Here is a 21,104-nt window from a genome sequence, read left to right as displayed (position 1 = left end):
TGTGACTCCCGGCGGGTAATACTGTTGTGGACCCGGTACCAATAGTAGTGTGGACGTTCCAGTCACTGCCTGGCGTGATGGTGATACAGGCACCCTTCTAACTGCGGTGTTCCGGTCGCAAATCCCGAGGCTACACATGCAATCGAGGTTTTTAGAATGGATTCTGAATTTCGCATCCAGATTACTGAGAAATAGAAGCATATAGGACCATAACAGAAACGATACAACCATAACATAGATTAGTAGAGTTGTTTCGAGAATATCAGACACTAGATCGGGGCATCAATAGCTAACCACGGTGGGTTCGGATTCGCGACGGGACGTACGAAAAACGTGACCCCCGGTTCGTGGAGCCCTGGTCGAGACCGGCTGTTCGCCGTGCCGCTACGAGATGTGGACTCGCCGGTCGGTCGACGCGGCTTCGTATATCGCCTCCAGGGTCTTCATGTCCACGAGCCCGTGAGTTCCGTCGGGATGGACGTCGCCGCCGGTCAGCACCTGATGGGCGAAGTAGTCGAACTCTTCGAGCATCTGGTTCGCCTGGTCGAACTCCACGTCGACGGTTTCGTCCCCGACGGTGAGGCGAAAGCCCCTGTCGTCACTTGGGAAACGCCGGTTCGATGCGGAGCTCGCCCTCGGTACCGACAAGTCGGAGATGGCTCGTCTGGCTGGCCTGCTGACTGGCTGAACAGGCGGCGAGTGTCCCGTCCTCGAACGTAAGGGTGAACACCGCCCGTTCGTCGCCGACGGATTCGAACAGGTCGTCCTCGACGGTGGTGGTCGCCTGGGCAGCGACAGGGTCGGCGTCGAGGACGAACCGGGCGGTGTTCAGCGGATACAGGCCGATGTCCATGACGGACGAACCGTAGCCGCTCAGGTCCGTGTCGAGGCGCCACTGGTTCTCGTCGGGGATGATGTCGAGGAGCGGCTGTGTCATACTCCCGTGGGCGATGACCGGCGTGCCGATCGTGCCGTCGGCGACCAGTTCGCGCGCACGTCGTATCGCCGGTTCGGTCTGCATCCGGTAGCCGATCATCAGCTCGACGTCGGCGTCCTCGCAGACGTCGACCATCGCTGCGGCCCGTTCGACGTCGGCCTCCATCGGTTTCTCGCAGAGGACGTGTTTGTCCAGGGCCGCCGCCGCACGGGCGTACGGCAGGTGGAGCGCGTTGGGCGTGCAGATGTAGACGGCGTCGTACGCGTCGGCGGCTTTCCCGGCCTCGAACTCCTCGTAGTTCAGTCCATGATCGATAGAGTCCGCGAGGTCGGTCGCATCCGTTGCTCGCTCACTGGTGCTACTGACGAGCGTCGTGGTCTCACAGTAGTCGGCGTCCTCGATGGCGGGAATCGCCTGCGTCCGCGTCCACCAGCTGAGCCCGATCATCGCGAAGCGGACCGTCCCGGCATCAGGTGTCGTTTCCCAGTCACGTCTCGTGAAGGGCTTCTGGAGCAGGTCCATAACAGCTAGTGTGAAATATGCTTCTTAATGATTTCGGACCGGGCGGAGTGTGGCTCGGGTGGCCCGGGGTATCGACGATCGACGGTCGGTCGATCAACCACGATACTCGACGAAGCGGGCGCAAACGACCGCCGAGGACGACCCTCGCATGTCACGTTCCCAGCAACGGGTCGGGCAAAGATACTAAACCTTTATACGGGTAGATGGAAAGACCAACGATATGGCCAGTACGCCAGTTGACCAGGAGAGTGTACAGCGGGAGCGAAGTGTAGTCCAACGGATACTTTCGAAACGCGAGTTCGGGGTCGTCATCGCCGTCTTCGGGCTGTTGTTCTTCGGGATGCTGGTCAATCCCGGCGTGTTCCTCTCGCTCGGCAACATCGTGGGCGTCATTCGCAACGCGGCCGTGGTGACGATCATCGGGTTCGGGATGACCCTGCTCATCACCGCCGGCGAGTTCGACCTCTCCGTCGGGTCTGTGATGGCCGTTGCGGCGGCACTCACAGCGACGATGATAACCTCCGGCGGGTTCCCGATAGAGCTCACGCTCGCCATCATCCTGGTCCTCTCCGTCCTGTACGGGCTGTTCCAGGGCATTCTCGTGACCAAACTCGGACTCCCATCGCTCATCGTGACCATCGGAACGCTGACGCTCCTCAGGGGAGGTGCGCTTATCACGCTCGGGAGTGTCACAGCGACGGTCTCCGCCGAAGAGACCCCGCTCGTCCTCAAATCCCTCGGGAGCGTACTACAGCTGCCGTTCCCGATCCTGATCCCGTACACGGACGTCCAGCTGTTCAGTATTCCGGCGATAACGTACCAGGTTCCGTTCGTCCACAGTTCGGTCCAGACGTTCGACAGCTTCCCGCTGCAGATTCTCTGGGTGCTGATCCTCGGCGTTATCTTCCACTACATCCTCTTCTACACGCGATTTGGCTACCGGACGCAGACGACCGGTGGAAACGAGCAGTCCTCCCGGTACGCGGGGGTGAAGACGGACCAGGTCAAGATGATGAACTTCGCACTCGTGGCCGTGCTCGCCGCCTTCGCTGGCATCGGTCAGCTCGCCTTCACCGGCAACGTGTCCCCGTTGACCGGTGACGGACAGGAGCTGGTCGTCATCGCGGCCGTCGTCATCGGCGGGACCAACCTCTTCGGTGGAGAAGGGACCATCGGTGGGACATTCCTCGGTGCACTCGTCTTCGCGTTCACGCAGAACATCCTCGTACTGGCCGGGTTCGGGACCCAGTTGTTCGCCGTCTTCACCGGTCTGTTCATCATCTTCGCCGTCGCTGTCGACGCGATCACCCGCCGCGCTCGCTACGAGAAGCTCTGGGACATGTACCTCGACCCGATCCGGGAGGTACTCACCTCGTCCCGGACGTTCTACGAAAACGTCGACGAGAACGTACAGGGACTGGACGCGCCGCTCGCGTTCGTCGGCCTGCTCATCGCCTCGATCTCGGTCCCGGCACTGCTCGTGGTCCTGCTCACGGTCGTCGGTGACGGCCTGCTCGACGAGGAGTTCAAGCTGTTCATCGTCGAGAGTAACGTCGAGGCAGTCGGGATGGTGCCGTTGACGGTCACCGTCGGCATCGCCACCGCCGTCCTCCTGACCACGGTCTTCGCACACATCAGCGTCCGTGCGCTGGGCGGTCGGGGGACGATCGACAAGACGTTCCAGGCGGTCTCGTACTCGTCTGCCCCCCTACTGCTGGCGTGGCTCCCGTTCGTCCTCGCTGGATTCCAGTTCATCGACGCCGTCGTCGGCGCGGTGACGCTCGTACTGGCGCTGGGGACCGGGTACTTGCTCGTCTCGGGGCTCGGTGTCCTGCACGACCTGGACACGAGGGAGGCTATCGGGGCGGTCCTCGGAACCGGCGTGCTGTGGGTGCTCTCGCTCTGGTGGGTCCTCGGACAGATCTGAACGGGTCGTAACGGGCTACTCGACGCCCGGGGTATCGGTTGCCATTCGCTCGGCTGTGAGAAACCGCGCTGTAGGGCATACTTTTCTACTGTTTCAGCGTCTCTTCGCGGTTCTGACTACCACATACCGGGTGCGTTCGCGAGTCCGACAGACGAAGGTCCGACAACACGCCGTCGTCGACCCCACGGTCGTCGTCCTCGAACGGACAAGCGAAGCCAGTGAACCCCCTGCCTCGAGCGTGACCGAGCAGCCGTCGGTCCCACGCGGTCGTCAGAGGGGAACACAGTCGCGGTCGAGAATCGTCCTGTCTTCAGCGCCTGGAGGCCAGGTGGTCGTGCGGGCCGACACACAGGAGTTCGTCCGCCAGGGTGCTGCCGCCTCAGGTACTAGCGTCGATGCACAAGAAGGTGGTCCGTGTCGCGGTACGTGTGTCAGATTGCACCCGTCATCAGGCCGACGATGTGTTCCCGGTCGACGGTGCCATCGTTCTCGAGCACGTCGATGAGTGTCCCGTCGCGAAGGACGGCGATACGGTCGGCCACTTGGAAGATCTCTTCGAGGTTGTGTGAGATGAAAATCACCGTCCGGTCCTGCTCCTGGAGCCGTTCGATCAGGTCGAGGATCTTCTCCGAGCCCTCGACGGAGACCTCGGCAGTCGGTTCGTCCAGCAACACGACGTTCGGGTCGGAGATGAGCGCTCTCGCGACAGCGACGGCCTGCTGCTGGCCACCGGACAGCTCCGCGGTCTTGGCTCGAGGGTCGACCGAGAACCCGATCTCCGCCAGTGCTTCGATCGATTCGCGGTCCATCCGTTCCCGGTCGATCTTCCGCAGGACAGTGCCTTTCAGGCCCTCGGCGATCGGTTCACGACCCAGGAACACGTTCTTCGCGACGTCGTGTTTCTTCGACAGTTGCAGGTCCTGGAACACGGTTTCGATGCCGGCACCCTTCGCGTCGTTCGGATCGTCGAGCGAGCGCGGTTCGAGTCCGTTCTCCGTCCGGATGTATATCTGTCCGCCGGTCGGCTTGATGACGCCGGAGATGGTCTTGATCAGCGTCGACTTTCCGGCACCGTTGTCGCCGACGATGGCCAGTACTTCGTTGTCGTAGACGTCGAGGGAGACATTCGAGAGCGCCTTTACGCCTTCGTAGTGCTTCGAGATGTCCTCGATCCGGAGGATCGATTCGTTTCGTTGGGCACTGGGGCCGTCTGTGGAGTGGTCGCTTGAGTCGGGTTCTGCTCCCATATGGAGGTGCGTATCCACTCCTGCATATTAAGTGTGGGAGTATTCCGACGTATAGTCACGAGAACACGTGAAGATACCCGAGTGTACGTACCCACAACCACAATCATTAAATATAGTTAGAAACAAGTTGCGCTCGCATCATGCCAGAAGGCGATAGACTCGATTATAGCGACGACGACGGGGCCGTGTCGATCGAACTCGGTGTGAGCCGACGAAAGCTGATGAAACAGCTGTCCGCAGTTGGACTCGCAGGGGGCTTGACCAGCTTCGCGGGGTGCAGTTCACTCAGATCCGACGACGCGACGGAGACGGAACAATCGACACCAGCGGACGATGGTGGCAGCAGTGACAGCTCGGGGCAGGGCGGAAACGACAGCGAGATTCCGCCGTTTACACGCGTTCCGCTCGTTCCACCGCCGACGCGTGACAGCCTCGACCTCTCTGAACCACAGGACCCGGAGCGTCACATGGCGTTCGTGGTGCACAACGGGACCAACCAGTTCTTCACACCCGTCATCGCCGGGATGAACGACGCCCTGAACAAGCTCGGGTGGACCGGGGAGTTCGTCGGCCCGAACGGGAACAATCAGTCCAAGCAGGTCGAGATCATGAACACGAAGATCAGTTCCCTGGAAGCGAACCACGATCTGCTCGGGACCACCGTCCTCGACGCGTCCTCGTATGCGGCACCCGTCAAACGGGCGATGGACAAAGGCGTCACCGTCGTCCAGTACAACACGACGGTGAACGACTGGGACTTCGACTTCATGATGGAGGAGTTCGGGAACGTCCTGCCGTACGTCGGTCAGAATCAATTCCCCGCTGGCAACGCAGTCGGTATCACGGCCTATGAGAAGGCACAGGAGAAACTCGGCAGTGATACCCAACTGACGGTCCTCCCCTGTATCGGCGTTCCTGGTCACCCGGCGCTGCAGGCCCGAACCGACGGGATCGTCAACGCGATCGGTGCCCAAGACAACGTCGAGGTGCTCGAACAGCTCAACGTGAGCACCGACGTGTCCCAAGCGACGACGCGTGTCAACGACGCCTACCAGGCGAACAACGACATCAACGTCATTCTGGGGTCGGGGTTCTGGGGCCCGGCGGCGGCCGCGAAGCTGGTCGAGAACGAGGGCCTGCAGGACGAGATCATCGTCGGCGGGTTCGACCTGCCAGAGTCCACGCTCAACGGGATTCAGAACGGGACCGTGACGTTCACCGTCGGGCAGGACCCGTACTCCCAGGGCTTCCAGCCCGTCATGCTTGGCTACGAGTACGTCGATCGGGGCATCCCCATGAAAGACTACATCACGGGCGTCGAGATCGTCGACGAGTCGAACGTCGAGTTCGCCGTCCAGCGGTCCGGCTCCTGGCCCGACCTCCGGTCCTGGCAGAAGAACAACTACTGACCGGAGAGTCGAATCGAACGACGCGGGACGCGGGGCGACGTTCTCACGGCTGGTCGGGGATTTTGGCGCTCTTTATCCGAACTACGGGGACAGTCTACGGGAGGTAGCCGGTGGAGGTCGCCGCCGATTCGCACCGTAATCGCGAGAGAACCTCCACATCGTGTCGCCCCGGCCACCAGAGACCTCGCTCTCCGGGGTGGGGAATATCCAAGCTTTTTATATTTGCTTATGGAACGACGAGTATGGAAATCACCAGGCTAGAGACTGTGACGTTCGCCGACGATAGCCCCTTAGTGAATACGGAACGGGATATCGACCTCACGATGCTGCAGGTGCATACCGACACTGGCCTCGTCGGACTCGGCGAGACCTTTCCACAGGCGGGGATGGAACAGGCCGCGTTGCTCGGGCCGATCGCCGACGAGGTCCTCGGGCGGAACCCGGAGAACGTATCGGCGATTCACGACGACCTCCGCACCTACTTCAACTACTACGGCCACGCGGGAGCGGAGATGCGGGCGATGAGCGCGCTCGACCTCGCCCTCTGGGACCTGAAGGGACAGGTCGCTGGCCAGCCGATATATAAACTCCTCGGCGGGGCCTGTCGCGACTCGATTCCGACCTACAACACCTGCTACGACGATACGTACGATTTCCGGGACGAGCCCGTCGAACTCGCGGAGTCGCTCCTGGCGGACGGGATCGATTCGATGAAGCTGTGGCCGTTCGACGAGTTCGCAGAGAAGACCCGCGGGCAACGCATCAGCGACGACGACCTCGCGGCGGGGCTCGAACCGATCCGGCGGATTCACGAGGCGGTCGGGGACCGTATGGACTTCGCGGTCGAGTTCCACGGACTGTGGGCGCTCACACCGGCGAAGAAGCTCGCACGCGCCGTGGAGCCGTACGACCCGATTTGGGTCGAAGACCTCATCCGGAAGGGCAACTTCGACGCGTACGCCCAGCTCGACGCTGCGACGGACATCCCGCTCTGTATCAGTGAGCGACTCATCGGCGAGTACGAGTTCACCCAGGCCATCGACACGGGCGCTGTCGACATCGTGATGCCAGACCTGTGCTGGACTGGTGGGCTCTCGACCGGGAAAGCGGTCGCCTCACTGGCCGAGGCGGCCCATCTGCCCGTGGCACCACACAACTCCGGTGGCCCGGCGCTACACTTCGCGAACGCACACCTGTCGGCGGCAATCCCGAACCTGTACCTCATGGAGTCGATACGGGACCGGTACGACGGCTGGCACCGGAACCTCGTGACGGAGGGGCTCGACGTGGTGGACGGACAGAGCGAGCTCCCGAGCGGAGCGGGGATCGGCACGGAGCTCGACCGCTCGATCCTCGAACGCGAAGACGTCACCGTCACCGAGCGGGCACGATAGCCGGTAGCGGCGAGTCGACGACCGTGTTCGCCGAAGAAAGTATTAAACGCCAGCCACGCTATCACCCCACATGGTCGATAGCTGGGATCTCCCACGGATTTCGACAGACTACAGTTTCCGCGGCATCGACACCGCGTTCCTCGAGAACGAGGCGCTCCGTATCCAGGTGTTGCCCGGGAAGGGAGGCGACATCATCGAATTCAGAGACAAACGGACAGATACCGACGTCCTCTGGCATGCCGATCACAACTGGCAACCGCCTTCGAACGGTTCGCTCCCGGCGGCCTCGACCGCCTCGTGGCTCGACCACTACCCGGGCGGGTGGCAGATGAACCTCCCCATCGCCGGCTTCGGCCGCAAAATCGAGGGGAGCGAGTACGGCCTGCACGGCGAGAGTGCGCTCATCCCGTGGAACGCCCGGGTGGTCGAGAACTCGGACGAGGCGGTGGCCCTGGAACTCACCACCGAGCTCGTCAGGTACCCGTTCGAATGTACACGTCAGTTACGGCTCCCGCGAGGTGCGTCCCGGCTGGAGATAGCGGAATCGATAACCAACCGCGGTGGCGTGGAGTTAGAGTACATCTGGCAGCAACACGTCACGCTCGCACAGCCGTTGCTCGGACCGGCTGCCAGGTTAGACATCCCGGCCGAGCGCGGCGTCACCCAGTCCGAGAGTCCGGCGTTCGCCAACGGCAGGCTACAACCCGACGCGACGTTCCAGTGGCCCGATGCGCCGACCCGGAGCGGTGGGCGGACCGATCTCCGCGAGATACCGGCCCCCGAATCGGGCATTCACGACCAGTGTTACGCGACGGACCTCGAGGCGGGGTGGTACGCGCTGACGAACCCCGAGATAGACCTCGGATTCGCGCTGTCGTTCCCGGTCGACCCGTTCGAATGTATCTGGTACTGGCAACCGCTCGGTGGGTTTCACGAATCACCGTACTTCAAGCGAAACTACAACGTCGGCCTAGAGCCGACGACGGCCTACCCGAGCGGGGACCTGCCGGACGCACAACGAGCCAACGGAACGATGGACACGCTCGGACCCGGCGAGACAGTGTCCGCTTCCTTCGTCGCGCATACGTTCGGTGGGCACGAAGCAGTGACCGACGTCTCCGATACGTCGGTCGACGGGCGCTGAGATTTCGGTTCTTCGACAGCAGGGGAGCCCCTCGTATCGGTTGGTGGTCGCGTAGATCCCGACAGGGCAAGCACCGTCGACCGGCTACCCCCTGTTTTCGAATATGCGGAAAGTTAAGTCGAGCCGGACCGACCGCTAGATATGGACAGAAAATCCCGAACGCTCTCGACGACGAAACTCTCGCTCGAGATAATCGAGTTGCTCGCCGAGCTCGAGGGGGCAGGGGTGACCAGAATCGCAACCGAGCTCGACAAGCCGCCGAGCACGATTCACGGGCACCTCTCGACGCTCCACGAAGCGGAGTTCGTGGTCAGAGACGGCGAGGAGTACCGGATCGGCCTCAAGTTCCTCAAACTGGGCAAAATGATCGAAAACAGCGAGGAACACTTCAGGCGGGCAGACAAGTACACGGCGAAGGTCGCAGAGGAGCTGGACGCCCGCTCTATCTTTGCTGTCGAAGAGCACGGGTGGTGCGTGTACATCTCCCGCAACGCTGGCGACCTGAGCGTCTGGAAACACGAGATGACGGGAAAGCGGACGTACCTGCACGCGACAGCGGCCGGAAAGGCAATTCTCGCCAATTTACCGGAGAAGAAGATCGACGAGATCGTCGACCGTCGTGGGCTCCCCCGGATGACCGAATCGACGATAACTGACCGCGCGGAGCTGGATGCGGAGCTGCAGCGGGTCAGAGAACAGGAGGTCGCGTTCAATCGCGAGGAGTCTGTCGAGGGTGTCAAAGCCGTGAGCGCCCCGGTCCTGGATTCCGACAGGCAGGTATTCGGTGCGCTCAGCGCGAACGGCCCAGCCAAGCAGATGATCGGGGAACAGTTCGAGACGGAGATACCGAAGCGACTGCGCGGCATCGCGAACGAGTTCGAGCTCGACCTGCAGCTCTCGTGATAGGCTGGATTGGTTTTCCCACATGTCGAATCGGCTCGTGAGGGGACGAGGTCGGCACCGGGTCCTGCGAGACGATTATAACAGGCGTACGTTAGTTACACACGGGGCGGAAGGTTCCTGGTACCAATTGTCACGGGGTTCCGGAGTCGAGTTTCAGCGAATCGTTTTCGAACATGCCGAAACCGAGCGGGCGGGCACGACGGCATCCGGGTGAGATGTCGGGCCATGATCGACGGCAATCCGCTCCCCAGCCACCGTAGATGCGGCAGTGGAATCGCTGGGGTCCGGTCGAACAGCGCTCTCGGTACGCTTCGTCGAACAGCTCCTGGCCCTCCGCGAGGTGCCGCTCCACGGCGTCGAGATCGAGGGAGAGACCGAGACCGGGTTGCTCCCGGACTGCCATCCGGCCGTCCTGGATGAGGCCGTCCTCCTCGACCAGGTCCTCCCACCAGCCCAGTTCGTGACTGTGGTACTCGAGCGCGAGCGCGTTCGAGATGGCAGCGCCGACGTGGGCCGAGGCCATCGTCCCGATCGGCGAGGAGACGTTGTGCTTCGCCACCGGGACGTAGTAGATGTCTGCCAGGGTCGCGATCATCATCGACTCGCGCATGCCGCCGACCTTGGGGACGTCGGGTGTGACGATATCCACCGCCTGCTCCTCGAGAAGCCGACGTTGTCCGTGGGTGCGGTAGACGTTCTCGCCGGTGGCGATCGGCGTCGAGGTACCTTGTGTGACCTCGCGCTGGACGTCGTGGTTCTCCGGTGGGATGAGGTCTTCGAGCCACCAGACGTCGTACGGTTCGAGCGCCTGTGACAGTCGACGGGCCGCGCCGGCGCTGAAGGCCCAGTGGCAGTCGAACGCGACCTGCCCGCGTTCGGTGACCTTGCGGACGATCTCCTCCTTGTGGTTGATTTCTGGCGTCCCGAGGTAACGGTTCGCACGGTCGCGTTCGTGCCCCGAGGGAACGTCGTGGTCGAACTTCAGCGCGTCGTAGCCGAGCTGGTCGACGAGGTCGGCTACAGCCTCGATACGTGTGTCTGAGTGAATTCGACGGATAGACTCGCCGAATACATACTGATATTCCGAATTACGTGTCGAAATTGTACCGATACGTCCGCCCACAGTCCCCGACGCCAGATTCCGGAAGATCCACAGAGACACCGAATTCGAGATCAGAACACGAGTTGCGAGCGGCCACACAGTTATCCGGGCACCCACGGATGCACAGCGTCGGGAGAGGTGAAACCCGAATAGTACTATCCCGCCATATACGAACCATATAAAAATTTATGGCCATTTTCCGACATTAAACAACAAATATTCGAACCTATTCCCGTAATTTGCGTATACGGTGGCCGAAAATGATTATTTCTGAACTCATAGGACCAGATATAGACCTCGAATCGAAGAGATAGAGCTGGGCGCGCTGATTCGGACGTCCGTCGATCGGTCAAGACCGGCGCCAGTCGGCAGGATTCGACACTGCCCACGACCACGGCACTGCGGAGGCGTCCGCCCGTGAGACGCGATTCGTGGCGGGTCGAAAACGGATTGCTCCCGTCCACGTCGAAAACAATATTAGTCGAAACGGCCGTTCGGAATCTATGAGCGAGCAGACGCTGTACGAGCGGTTGGGGAACGCGAGGGCATCCGAGCGGTCGTCGACGACTTCTACGACAGACTGGTCGAAGACGACGACCTCGGACCGTTCTTCGAGAGCGCGGACATGGAGCTGTTGCGGCGGACCCAGACTGACTTCCTCTGTGAGGCCGCCGGCGGGCCGGAGACCTACGACGCGACGCCGGTCCGGGAGGCCCACCTCCACGTCCCGTTCACGCCCGCCCACATCCAGCGCGCCGTCGAGTTGCTCCAGGCGAGTCTCGACGCGTTCGACGTCCCGGACGACGACGCGGCCGCCGTCGTGGATGCGGTCGCGGCCTACGAGGAGGACCTGCTGGCGAGTCCGGACGAAGACTGACGAAGGCCCGCTTTCAGCCCGGTGGGGACGCGGCTGGACGAGGCCGACAGCGGACCGAATCCGAGGTCAGACGGCCAGATACTCGGCGATGACGTCCTCGTCGTCGAGCGTCGTGGGCTTCACCCCAGTCTATCGTGTCCCAACCGTCGGCCATCTCACGGGTCACCCCGAGTGTTGGGCGACGAACAGGATGGATGGCTGAACGCCCTCGCTGGGTTCGTCGAGGACCGTGGCTCACTGGTCGTTCGGCTCGAAGTCGCCCGCCGCGACTGCGCACGTGACCGGGTGGGAGTGAGGAAAGAGTTGCGCGTGACACAATGTTGACGACGCGCGGGTTTGCACGAGAAGGTGTGACAAACGCAATCTGTTTTCAGTCGGTTCCTGAACTTGCCGTGCAGGTCCGTCGGGGTACCGTCTCTGCGGTAGACGTCGTCGAGGCGCATCTCGGGCGTATCGAAGCCAGAAATGAACGAACGAACGCCTTCGTCAAGGTGTATGGCGAGGACGCGCTGGCGGCCGCCCGGAAGGCGGACAACGCACGCCGGAAGGGCGAGGAACTCGGTCAGCTTCACGGCCTACCCGTGGCAGTGAAGGACAACTATGCAGTCGCCGGCAAGCCATTTACCAACGGGAGTGTTCCGCTCTCCGGAAACGTCGCCGAGGAGGACGACCTGACGGTGCGGCAGTTACGAGAGGCCGGCGCCATCGTCATCGGGAAGACGAACACTCCGGAGTTCGCGACGAAGGGAGTCACCGACAACGACCTGTTTGGAGCCACCGGAACGCCGTTCGACCCGACCCGGACGGCCGGTGGTTCCTCGGGGGGAAGCGCCGCAGCCGCCGGTGACGGGCTGGCACCCATCGGACTCGGTACCGACGGCGGTGGCTCACTCCGTATCCCGGCGAGCGCGTGTGGTGTCTTCGGGATGAAGCCGTCGTTCGGACGGGTACCGATTCCGCTCCGCCCCGACGGATTCACACATCACACACCGATGCGCGGGCGCGGTGCACTGACACGGACCGTCGAGGGTGCCGCAACGGTCCTGGACGTGCTGTCGGGGAGCCACCCGTCAGACCCGTTCGCCGTGGAAACGGGCGAAACCGACTTCGTGGCGGCGACTCGTCGCCCCATCTCGGACCTGACCATCGCCTACTCGGTGGACCTCGGCGGGACGTTCCCGGTCGACGAGCGTGTCCGCCGCCGGTTCCACAAGGCGGTCGACGCGTTCAAGTCTGGACCGGCGACGTTCGTCGAGGTCGAACCCGAGATGCCCCGGTCCCGGAAGGCGATGTATCATTGCTGGAAGACGGGGTTCTCGGTCGTACTCGCCGAGGCGCTGGAGAACATGAGAGAAGATGGAACAGACCTGTTGGGCGACCACCGCAAGGAGTTGGACGACCACAACGTCGCCGATGCCGAGGCGGCGAAGGAACTCGGTGCCGTCGAGTACCGACGGTCGGACGTCGTTCGGACGGAGGTCTTCGAGGCGTTCCAGTCGCTGTTCGCTGAGTACGACCTGCTGCTGCTGCCGACGATGGCCGTGCCACCGTTCGAGCACGGGAAGTGGGGGCCCGAGGAGATAGAGGGTGAACCCGTCGACCCGATACTCGAGTGGACCTTGACGTGGTTGTTCAACCTGACCGGCCACCCGGCGGCCTCGGTCCCGGCAGGAGTCACCCGGGAGGGGCTCCCGGTCGGGATGCAGGTCGTCGGGCCGCGGTTCGCCGACGAGCGAGTGCTGGCGGCCAGCGGAGCGTTCGAGCGCATCGAACCGTGGTACGACGCCTATGACGAGCGACATTGACGCCGCGACGTGCCGGTGGGGTGGGACCGGACCCCGGGACAAGCGACGTTGTGTTCCCCCACACATATCTGCGCAATTTCTGTACGATAAGACAATATTAATACGATAGAGTTGAATGACTCCCACAATAACCGGCCTATGAGTAAAAGTGAGTTCATTTCTACACACGGACGGGAAGCGTATCTAGAGCGCGTCGAAGAGACGTACGAGGAGTTTCAAGAGACCGACGTTTTCAGGTATCCCGAGTGGCTCTACGGGCCGCCCAAGGGAGATCTGTTCGAAGTCGAGGTCGAGGACTGCCCCGACTTCGGCGACACAGCTTACGTGGAACTCGACTCGGGCCGGACCGCGTTCCTCTCGATCGATATGCAGACCGACTTCTGTGGAGCCGACGGATACGTGGACGCGATGGGATACGACCTGTCGCTGACTCGCCGGGCCGTCGAGCCCATCGCCGACGTGCTCGAGACGGTTCGAGGAACCGACGTCGACGTCGTCCACACACGAGAGGGACACAAACCAGACCTCGCGGACGCGCCGTTCAACAAGCTGGTCCGAAGCAAGGCCGCAGGTGACGGTGTCGGAATCGGAGAGACACCGCCGGGTGGATTAGGGCCACTTCTCACCCGCGGGAACGCGAACTGGGACATCATCGACGAGCTGGCACCGGAACCGGGCGAGCCAGTCGTGGACAAGCCGACGAAGGGTGCGTTCGGGAACACGAACATCGAGATGATTCTGAACCGTCAGGGCGTCTCGTATCTCGTCATCGCGGGGATAACGACGGACGTCTGTGTCCACACGATTATGCGAGAGGCCAACGACCGGGGCTACTGGTGTATCCTGCTGAAGGACGCGACCGGTGCGACCGACGTGGACAACCGTGACGCCGCAATCAAACAGATCAAGATGCAGGGCGGGGTCTTCGGATGGGTCTCAGACTCCGAACGGTTCATCGACGCAGTCGAATCGAAGGGGGGCGACTGACGCGTCGACGTCCGGCCGCCCGAAGCCGGTCCCGCTCAGCTCGGGAGACCACATCACCACATATCAACAGAAATCTGGACCAGAATCGTATTTCCTTCCGATATCTTGCCCATTACCCCATTATTTGCGTAATCAAAAGTCGTTTTATAATAATATCCCGTGTCTAACGTGTGGCAGTAGACACCATAATCGCCGGCGGGACGCTGGTGCAACCGGACGGAACGTACGACGCAAGCATCGCCATCGACGACGAGACGATCGTGGCGGTGGGGGCACGATCGGAGCTCCCCGATGCCAGGCGAACAGTCGACGCGACGGGGAAACTCGTCATGCCGGGTGCGGTAGACGTCCACGTCCATCTGGACGACATGTTCAGCAACGATACCTACGACACCGCATCGCGAGCGGCGGCCCTGGGCGGGACGACGACGTTCATCGACTTCGCCTGGCAGGCGTGGGTGAGCGAGTCGAGCATCTTCGAGGAGGAGAGTTCGCTCCTCGAGGGGATCGAGCGCAAGCAGGAGAAGGCCGAGGGCTCCCTGATAGACTACAGCCTCCACGGGGCCATCACGCGGGAAGACCCGGCGGTGTTCGACGAGCTACCGGAGATCATCGAGGCAGGGGTGACCTCGATCAAGATGTTCACCGCCTACGAGCACGGACTCCCGAACGGGTTCATCAACGAGGTGCTCCAGGAGGCGGCCGGTCACGACCTCGTGGCCGTCCTCCACACGGAGGACTCGTCGGTGTGTGAAGTCATCACCGAGGCGTTCAAACGAGAGGGGAACGGCGAACCGGAGTACTACCCCATGTCCCGTCCTGACTACGCGGAGGCGATGGCAGCGGACGACGCACTCACGATGGCGATGGAAGCCGGCTGTCGCTACTACGGCATCCACACGACATGTCGGAAGGCCGCAGACGTCATCGAAGACCACCGCGACGACTATCACGACCGAGTCCGCGCCGAGACCTGTACCCAGTACACGGTCGCCGACGACTCGCTGTTTTCGGAGGTCGGATTGCTACCGATGGCCGCGCCGCCGCTTCGGAAACCCGACGACAACGACGCGATGTTCGAGCATCTCGACCGGGGGACACTCGATGTCGTGTCCACGGATCACTGTGGCTACACCCGCGACCAGAAGCAGGTCGAGCCCTGGTGGGAGGGAACCTTCGGGATGAACTCACTCCAGCGGAGTCTGCCGGTATTTTACGACGAGGCCGTCGAAGAGCGCGGATTCTCGCCGTCGTTCGTGGTCGCGAAACTCGCGTCGAACCCCGCTCGAATCTTCGGGATGCCGGACAAGGGAACCCTCGATCCGGGGACAGACGCCGACGTCGTCGTGTTCGACCCCGACGACACGGCACCGATTACGCCGGCGGACAACGAGTCGATGGCTGACTTCTCGGTATACGAAGGCCGAGAGGTCGGCCGCATCGCGAAGACGTTCGTCCGGGGTGAACTACTCGCCGACGATGGAGACGTCGTCGGCGAGTCGGGACACGGCGAGTTCGTTCACCGCGAGATCCCGGACTGGGAACAGTAGGCCGTAGGTAGGACGGTCTGGCGCTCGTCGTAGTGGGGAATCGGTAGCCCACGAGCGAATAGCGTCCCCACGTTACTTCGGCAGAACGTCAGAAAGCCGGCGGCCAATTTCCGTGACTTCGGTCGCCGGTGTGCTGGAAAACGGCTCGTGTTACAGATCCGCCGGCGTGTACTGCGTCGTCTCGACGGTCTCAGTCAGGTCACAGCCGACCTCTTGCAGGAACGAGGGTTCGATGAGCTCTCCCTCCTCGCCGTTGAGAACCTCGATGTTGTGATTCTCGTCCGCGCGGGCGATCCGCATGTGGTGTGACATGTGATGGGTCGGCCCGTGCAGGGAGATGTCACCCTCGGGAGCGGCGATATCCATGCCGCTCTCCAGGGTCGCGATGACCTCGTCCTGGTTGGTCGTGCCGGCCTCCTCGACGGCATTCTTGTACAGATGCATCGAGAAGTAGTTGTTGTGGGCGCTCTGGTTGAGGTACTGGGCGTCCGGATGCATCTCGTAGAACCGATCGACGAAGTCGTTGTTTCGCTCGGTATCGAACTCCTGCATGTAGTTGGCCCCGACGTAGACGTCTTGCAGGGCCGGCGGGTCGAGACGGAGATGCTCGAAGGGCAGCGCCATGACGGTCGAGGTACCCATGGGGACATCGAGGCCGGCCGCGGCCCGCTCCTCGTAGAAGGAAGCGTGGTTCGCGCCCACGAGAATCGACATCACGAAGTCCGGATCAGCCTCCTGGATGTTGTTGATCGAGGAACTGAACTGGCTCTGTGAGAGCGGGACGAACTCCTCTCCGATCACGTTTGCACCCATGTCGTCGGCGAGGATTTCGACCCAGTCGGCGCTCAGCTGGCCGAAGTTGTAGTCGGCCGCGATGGTGTAGATGTCCGTGCCGAACTTGTCGGTCATAAGCTCCATGACCGGTCGGAGCTGCTGGCGCGCCGTCGCCCCCATCGGGAAGGTGTACTTGTCACAGACGCCGCCCTCGTACTGGGTCGTATAGAAGTACAGCTGCTCGTTCTGGTCCATTATCGGACGGACGGCCTCCCGGACGGAACTGCGAATCCCACACCAGATGGCGTCGGCGTCGTCTTCGTTTATCAGTCGGCGGACGTGCTGCTGGAAGGTGTTGATGTCGGATTCGGGATCGGGGTGAGTAGCTCGACCTCACGGCCCAGGATGCCGCCGTCGTCGTTTATCTCCGAGACGGCGAGTTCGCTGGCCAGGACTTTCGGCGTGCCCGTCAGTGCCGCGTTGCCGGACTGTGCGTCGACGACACCGACCGTGATGGGGTCGTCATCGGACCCACTCGAACCGGTCGAGCCGCCGTCCCCGCCGCCGTCGCCGCCGTCGCCGCCGCTGCTGCTCCCCTCCGAGCAGCCCGCCAGCGAGGTCATTGCGGCGAGTGCGGCGCCGCTGGTACGGAGATATCCACGCCGGGATAGCCCGCCGTCAGTGCGCTTGCCATCAGTCATCGGCGACCACCGCCCGCGCGGAGATGTGGTTGACGTTCAAACAATATTTGCGATACTTTCTCGATATGCTTCCACTCATATACTCATTTGATGCTAATAGCAAGCACATATTAAAGATTTTGTTAAACATATGTATAGTATTAAAGCAAGAGTTTTGTCCTAATACACCTAATATTCGATGCCGAGCGAATCGGCGGGCAGCTGGCCCGGTGAACATGACGACCAGCCACAGGGTATCGGGCAGTTCTCATTCGTCAGTTCTGGTTGGAACCGACCGGCAGTCTTCGGGAACCAGGCGGTCGGCGACCGAGAGGGTCGAGGCGTCGTGGTCGGCGGGGCCGACAAGCGTCACCCCGAGGTGGGCACCGTCGGGTCGAGTCCCGCCCGGGACGGCAACCGCACACAGGTCGAGCAGGTTGACGTAATCAGTGTAGTGCCCGAGGGTCGCGTTCGTCTCCTTTGGAGCCTCTCTCACGGCATCGACGGTGTAGGTGGTACCGGTCGTGGGCGTCAGCAGGAAATCGACGTCCTCGAATACCGCCTGCACCCGTCGTCGGCGTTCCTGAAGCGCGTACATGGCCTCGAAGGAGTCGACGGCGGAGTAGTCCGCGCCCTCGGTGATGATGTCACGCGTGACATCGAGGGCCTCGTCCGGGTGGTCCTCGAGGAAGTCACCGACGGCGGAGAACCGTTCGGCGACCCAGGGACCGCCGTACAGCAGTTCCGCGGCCTCCCTGAACGGCGCTTCGGGGACGGTGACGACCGTGGCACCGGCGTCCTCGACCCCGCGGACGGCTTTCTCGAACAGTGTTCTGGCCGCGTCGTCGCCGAAGTGTTCGGTGCGCTCGAACACACCGATGGTCGGCGTGTCGCGGGCGGTTCCGGTGACTGAAAGGCCGTCGGCCTCGGGCCGCGAGTACGGGTCCGCGTCGTCGTAGCCGACGAGCAGGTCGCCGACCCGAGCGGCATCCGCGACGGTCGTCGCGAAGACCGACACGCAGTCGAGCGTCCGGCAGGCGGGGACGACGCCATCGGTGCTCACGAGTCCGCGCGTCGGCTTGTAGCCGACGACACCGTTCAGTGCCGCCGGGACCCGCCCTGACCCGGCCGTGTCGGTACCGAGTGCAAACGAAACCTGACCGCGGGCGACGGCGACGCCCGATCCGGAGCTGGACCCGCCGGAGATGAGCGAGCGGTCGTGTGCGTTCCGGCAGATCCCGTACGGACTCCGAGTCCCGACCAGACCGGTGGCGAACTGGTCCATGTTCGTCTTGCCGAGCAGTACCGCACCGGCGTCGGCCAGCCGTTCGACGACGGTCGCGCTGTCCTCGGGGACGTACTCGTAGGCCGGGCAGGCGGCAGTCGTCGGTCGGCCGGCCACGTCGATGTTGTCCTTGACCGCGAACGGGACACCGTAGAGCGGATACTCGGCCGGGTCCACCGAGGCGAGATCGGCGGCGCGCCGGCGAGCCCGTTCGTCGTATCGGTCTATCCAGACGTTTCGCGATTCGTCACTCTCTGCGCGGGAAAGCGCCGTCTCGACGACCGCACGCGGCGTGATATCTCGCTCACGATAGGCCCACTGGAGAGTCTCGAGGTCGAAGGTCGCCGGGACGTCCGTCATCCGTCGCCGGCCGGTGCAGTCGACGGTGGCTCGCGAGTGTCAGCGACCTGGTCGTAGGCACCGGCCAGCGCGACCAGGGCGTGATCGTCATAGGGCACCCCCACCAACTCGAGGCCGACCGGAATTCCGTCGTCGGTGAGCCCTCCGGGAACCGAGACGGCCGGGCAACCGGACTGCGAGGCGATGACGGTGTTCGTCGGGAACTCCATGGTCGAGTACGTCCCGTCCCGGAGGTGCCGTTCGGTCGGGGGCAACACCGGCGCGTCGGGGAACACGATGGCGTCGAGGTCGTGTTCGGCGTGAACCTGCATGATGTCCCGCTGTAGTTTCCCCTGTGCCCCGACGCCTTCCCAATACTCGGGGACGTCGGCCGGGTCAGCCGGACCGTCGAGCATCGCCGTGAACAGGTCCGCGACGAGTTCGTGACAGCCACCGGCCGCCTCGATGTCCGCGACCGAGTCCGCCGGAGCGTTCTCGCGCCCGCCGAGGAACTCGTTGAGATCGTGTTTGCTCTGCAGGACGTAGAGGGACGTCTCGTCCAGCTGCTCGTCGAGGTCCGGGATGGAGACGGGGTCCACGAGCGTCGCGCCCGCGTCCGCAAGCGTCGACAGCGCGTCCTCGACGACGGCAGTCACCGGGGCCGACTCGGGATTGCGCTCGTCCCCGAACGCCTGGCGAAGCACGCCGATTCGCGCGCCGTCGAGTGCGTCGGAATCGAGAGCGTCGGTGAACGATTGGTCCGCGACGCCGGCGTTCGCTCCGGTCCAGACGTCAGCCTCGTCGTAGCCGACGATGGTATCCAGCAGGCGAGCGAGGTCCGCCGCAGTGCGAGTCATCGGACCCGGCGTGTCCTGGCGACTCACGAGCGGGGCGAAGCCGGTCCGACTCACGAGTCCGGTCGTGACGCGCATCCCGAAGAGGTTGCAGTAGCCGGCGGGCAGACGGATCGACCCCCCGGTGTCCTCACCGATACCGACGACGCCGAGGTTGGCCGCGACCCCGGCACCCGTGCCCGCGCTGGAGCCACCGGGGTCTCGGTCGAGTGCGTAGGGGTTCTTTGTGCGGCCCGTAGCCGACGAGTAGCCGAACCACGACGCGGCCCAGTCACAGAGGTTCGTCTTCGCCAGCACGATGGCGCCCGCGTCCTTGAGCCGTGTCACCACCGTCGCGTCTGTCTCGGGAACGTAGTCGTCGAACACCGCAGACCCGAACGTCGTCCGTATGCCCGCGGTCTCTGCCTGGTCTTTGACGAGCACGGGGATTCCGTGGAGCGGACCGACGAGCCCGGAATCGTCGAGCGCCTCGTCGAGCTCCGCTGCGCGGGCTCTGGCGGCGTCGTTGACCGTGACGACACTGTTGAGTGCCGGCCCGTCGCGGTCGTAGGCGTCGATGCGGTCGAGGTACCAATCGACGAGTTCGCGGCTCGTGACATCGCCGTCCCGCATGGCCTCGTGAATCGCTGCAACAGTCGTCTCGTACGGATCGAAGGATAGTGTCATGGTGAGTTAGACGGCCAGGAACTGGGCGAGCGTGTCGTCGGTCAGGTCACTGGACCCGAGTTCGTCGACGATGGTCCCGCGCTCGATCGCGTAACACCGTTCGGACATCGCCTGGATGACGCCGAGGTTCTGTTCGACGAAGAGGACAGTCATGCCGAGGTCGTCGCTGATCTCGGGGATGTCACGCTGAATCTGCTGAACGATCGACGGCTGAATCCCCTCGCTTGGCTCGTCGAGGAGGAGGAGGTCCGGATTGCCGACCAGTGCACGTCCGATGGCGAGCATCTGCTGTTCGCCGCCACTCATCGAACCGGCGGCCTGATCTGCACGTTCTTCGAGAATCGGGAAGTACTCGTAGACAGTATCGTACAGCAGCTCCTCGACGTCCTCGTTGACCGTCTCGCCGACGAGGAGGTTCTGTCTGACCGTCAGGTCCGGGAAGACGTCCCGGCTCTGGGGGATGTACCCGATACCGGCCTTGGCACGCTCGTCTGTCGGCAGGTCCGTGATGTCGGTCCCGTCGTACTCGATGGAGCCGTCGGTAGGGTCGAGGAGCCCGACGAGGGATTTCATCAGTGTCGTCTTCCCGACGCCATTTTTCCCGATAACGCCGACCACTTCGCCCTCGTCGACGTGTAAGTCGATATCCCGAAGGATGGGGGTGGACCCGTAGCCGACGGTGAGGTCGGTGCAGGTGAGCAT

The 21,104-nt window shown here is 62.9% G+C and carries 13 protein-coding genes and 3 pseudogenes; 9 read left to right on the top strand and 7 right to left on the bottom strand.

Going from position 1 to position 21,104, the window contains the following annotated elements:
• Positions 1 to 384: 384 nt before the first annotated feature.
• Positions 385 to 1,459 (bottom strand): annotated as a pseudogene (gfo6, locus tag P1N55_RS14465) (D-xylose 1-dehydrogenase Gfo6).
• 220 nt (positions 1,460 to 1,679) lie between these two features.
• On the opposite strand from gfo6, the gene P1N55_RS14460 reads away from it, so the two are divergent.
• Positions 1,680 to 3,386: an ABC transporter permease subunit gene (locus tag P1N55_RS14460; RefSeq protein ID WP_276276235.1), complete on the top strand. Its 1,707-nt coding sequence runs from the start codon at positions 1,680 to 1,682 to the stop codon at positions 3,384 to 3,386.
• Positions 3,387 to 3,817: 431 nt separating this feature from the next.
• Here the strand turns inward: P1N55_RS14460 and P1N55_RS14455 are convergent, their stop codons facing one another.
• Positions 3,818 to 4,633, bottom strand: a complete 816-nt coding sequence (locus P1N55_RS14455; RefSeq protein ID WP_276276234.1) for an ATP-binding cassette domain-containing protein — start codon at positions 4,631 to 4,633, stop codon at positions 3,818 to 3,820.
• 221 nt (positions 4,634 to 4,854) lie between these two features.
• Here P1N55_RS14455 and P1N55_RS14450 point away from each other — a divergent pair, with 221 nt between their 5' ends.
• The 4 genes from P1N55_RS14450 (at position 4,855) to P1N55_RS14435 (ending at position 9,483) form a co-directional block, all read left to right on the top strand.
• On the top strand, positions 4,855 to 6,042 hold the full coding sequence (locus P1N55_RS14450) for a substrate-binding domain-containing protein (RefSeq protein ID WP_276276233.1): 1,188 nt from the start codon (positions 4,855 to 4,857) through the stop codon (positions 6,040 to 6,042).
• 242 nt (positions 6,043 to 6,284) lie between these two features.
• Positions 6,285 to 7,436, top strand: a complete 1,152-nt coding sequence (locus tag P1N55_RS14445) for a mandelate racemase/muconate lactonizing enzyme family protein (protein ID WP_276276232.1) — start codon at positions 6,285 to 6,287, stop codon at positions 7,434 to 7,436.
• 70 nt (positions 7,437 to 7,506) lie between these two features.
• The gene (locus tag P1N55_RS14440) at positions 7,507 to 8,580 is read left to right on the top strand and encodes a DUF4432 family protein (RefSeq protein WP_276276231.1); all 1,074 of its coding nucleotides are present in this window, start codon (positions 7,507 to 7,509) and stop codon (positions 8,578 to 8,580) included.
• Positions 8,581 to 8,721: 141 nt separating this feature from the next.
• Complete coding sequence (locus P1N55_RS14435; RefSeq protein WP_276276230.1) at positions 8,722 to 9,483, top strand: IclR family transcriptional regulator; 762 nt, start codon at positions 8,722 to 8,724, stop codon at positions 9,481 to 9,483.
• Between the two features lie 307 nt (positions 9,484 to 9,790).
• Here P1N55_RS14435 and P1N55_RS14430 read toward each other — a convergent pair.
• A pseudogene (locus P1N55_RS14430) lies at positions 9,791 to 10,534 on the bottom strand (mandelate racemase/muconate lactonizing enzyme family protein); the annotation flags it as partial.
• Positions 10,535 to 11,084: 550 nt separating this feature from the next.
• Here P1N55_RS14430 and P1N55_RS14425 point away from each other — a divergent pair.
• The 4 genes from P1N55_RS14425 to P1N55_RS14410 all read left to right on the top strand — a co-directional run bounded on the left by P1N55_RS14425 (position 11,085) and on the right by P1N55_RS14410 (position 15,804).
• Positions 11,085 to 11,462, top strand: coding sequence for a group I truncated hemoglobin (locus tag P1N55_RS14425; protein WP_346430038.1), 378 nt, complete (start codon positions 11,085 to 11,087; stop codon positions 11,460 to 11,462).
• A 350-nt stretch (positions 11,463 to 11,812) separates the two neighbouring features.
• Entirely contained in the window at positions 11,813 to 13,267 is a 1,455-nt protein-coding gene (locus tag P1N55_RS14420) for an amidase (RefSeq protein WP_276276229.1), read from the top strand.
• 138 nt (positions 13,268 to 13,405) lie between these two features.
• Positions 13,406 to 14,254, top strand: coding sequence for a cysteine hydrolase family protein (locus P1N55_RS14415; protein WP_276276228.1), 849 nt, complete (start codon positions 13,406 to 13,408; stop codon positions 14,252 to 14,254).
• A gap of 170 nt (positions 14,255 to 14,424) precedes the next feature.
• Positions 14,425 to 15,804, top strand: coding sequence for a dihydroorotase (locus P1N55_RS14410; RefSeq protein ID WP_276276227.1), 1,380 nt, complete (start codon positions 14,425 to 14,427; stop codon positions 15,802 to 15,804).
• A 150-nt stretch (positions 15,805 to 15,954) separates the two neighbouring features.
• On the opposite strand, the pseudogene P1N55_RS14405 reads toward P1N55_RS14410, so the two are convergent.
• From P1N55_RS14405 to P1N55_RS14390, 4 genes and pseudogenes are all read right to left on the bottom strand, one after another.
• A pseudogene (locus P1N55_RS14405) lies at positions 15,955 to 17,279 on the bottom strand (urea ABC transporter substrate-binding protein).
• Between the two features lie 247 nt (positions 17,280 to 17,526).
• Positions 17,527 to 18,903 (bottom strand): allophanate hydrolase, encoded by a 1,377-nt coding sequence (gene atzF, locus P1N55_RS14400; RefSeq protein ID WP_276276226.1) that lies wholly within the window; start codon positions 18,901 to 18,903, stop codon positions 17,527 to 17,529.
• Entirely contained in the window at positions 18,900 to 20,402 is a 1,503-nt protein-coding gene (locus tag P1N55_RS14395) for an amidase (RefSeq protein WP_276276225.1), read from the bottom strand. The genes atzF and P1N55_RS14395 overlap by 4 nt, the downstream gene beginning before the upstream one ends.
• Before the next feature lie 6 nt (positions 20,403 to 20,408).
• Positions 20,409 to 21,104 carry an ABC transporter ATP-binding protein gene (locus P1N55_RS14390; protein ID WP_276276224.1) on the bottom strand — a complete coding sequence of 232 codons (696 nt, stop codon included), beginning with the start codon at positions 21,102 to 21,104 and terminating at the stop codon, positions 20,409 to 20,411.

Source organism: Haloarcula regularis (genome assembly GCF_029338315.1).
In the GTDB taxonomy this organism is placed as follows: domain Archaea; phylum Halobacteriota; class Halobacteria; order Halobacteriales; family Haloarculaceae; genus Haloarcula; species Haloarcula regularis.
The sequence above is the reverse complement of the archived record's forward strand: the minus strand, read 5'-3'. Positions and strand labels throughout refer to the sequence as shown.

What these genes read in the sequence shown, in the direction of transcription:
- P1N55_RS14455 (WP_276276234.1), bottom strand. Translation starts at nt 4,633, where the DNA reads ATGGGAGCAGAACCCGACTCAAGCGACCACTCCACAGACGGCCCCAGT.
- P1N55_RS14450 (WP_276276233.1), top strand. Translation starts at nt 4,855, where the DNA reads ATGAAACAGCTGTCCGCAGTTGGACTCGCAGGGGGCTTGACCAGCTTC.
- P1N55_RS14395 (WP_276276225.1), bottom strand. Translation starts at nt 20,402, where the DNA reads ATGACACTATCCTTCGATCCGTACGAGACGACTGTTGCAGCGATTCAC.
- P1N55_RS14435 (WP_276276230.1), top strand. Translation starts at nt 8,722, where the DNA reads ATGGACAGAAAATCCCGAACGCTCTCGACGACGAAACTCTCGCTCGAG.
- P1N55_RS14390 (WP_276276224.1), bottom strand. Translation starts at nt 21,104, where the DNA reads ATGCTCACCTGCACCGACCTCACCGTCGGCTACGGGTCCACCCCCATC.
- P1N55_RS14415 (WP_276276228.1), top strand. Translation starts at nt 13,406, where the DNA reads ATGAGTAAAAGTGAGTTCATTTCTACACACGGACGGGAAGCGTATCTA.
- atzF (WP_276276226.1), bottom strand. Translation starts at nt 18,903, where the DNA reads ATGACGGACGTCCCGGCGACCTTCGACCTCGAGACTCTCCAGTGGGCC.
- P1N55_RS14445 (WP_276276232.1), top strand. Translation starts at nt 6,285, where the DNA reads ATGGAAATCACCAGGCTAGAGACTGTGACGTTCGCCGACGATAGCCCC.
- P1N55_RS14460 (WP_276276235.1), top strand. Translation starts at nt 1,680, where the DNA reads ATGGCCAGTACGCCAGTTGACCAGGAGAGTGTACAGCGGGAGCGAAGT.
- P1N55_RS14440 (WP_276276231.1), top strand. Translation starts at nt 7,507, where the DNA reads ATGGTCGATAGCTGGGATCTCCCACGGATTTCGACAGACTACAGTTTC.